General features: G+C 55.0%; 2 pseudogenes. Both read left to right on the top strand.

Annotated elements, in window-relative coordinates:
• Positions 1–115, top strand: a pseudogene (locus IT41_RS21215) (IS5/IS1182 family transposase); the annotation flags it as partial.
• Between the two features lie 75 nt (positions 116–190).
• Positions 191–313: pseudogene (locus tag IT41_RS19330) on the top strand (IS5/IS1182 family transposase); the annotation flags it as partial.

Here is a 313-nt window from a genome sequence, read left to right as displayed (position 1 = left end):
CTTTGCCCGCTTGAAAGATTGGCGGCGTATCGCAACCCGTTACGACAGATGCGGAGACCTGTTCCTCTCCGCCATCTGCATCGCCGCCATCGTCATCTTTTGGCTGCCAAAATGAGTCCTGACCCTAGGCTCCAGACCCATTGATTTAGGGCTGTTCGCGTGATTCAGGCTCTGCAAGGAGACCTGATCCATGAGCAACCTTTTCTGGCTGACTGACGCGCAGATGGAGCGTCTGAAACCCTATTTCCCGAAGTCCCACGGCAAGCCACGCGTTGACGACCGTCGTGTGCTGAGCGGCATAATATTCATCAAT

This window comes from Paracoccus halophilus (genome assembly GCF_000763905.1).
In the GTDB taxonomy this organism is placed as follows: Bacteria; Pseudomonadota; Alphaproteobacteria; order Rhodobacterales; family Rhodobacteraceae; genus Paracoccus; species Paracoccus halophilus.
The sequence above is the reverse complement of the archived record's forward strand: the minus strand, read 5'-3'. Positions and strand labels throughout refer to the sequence as shown.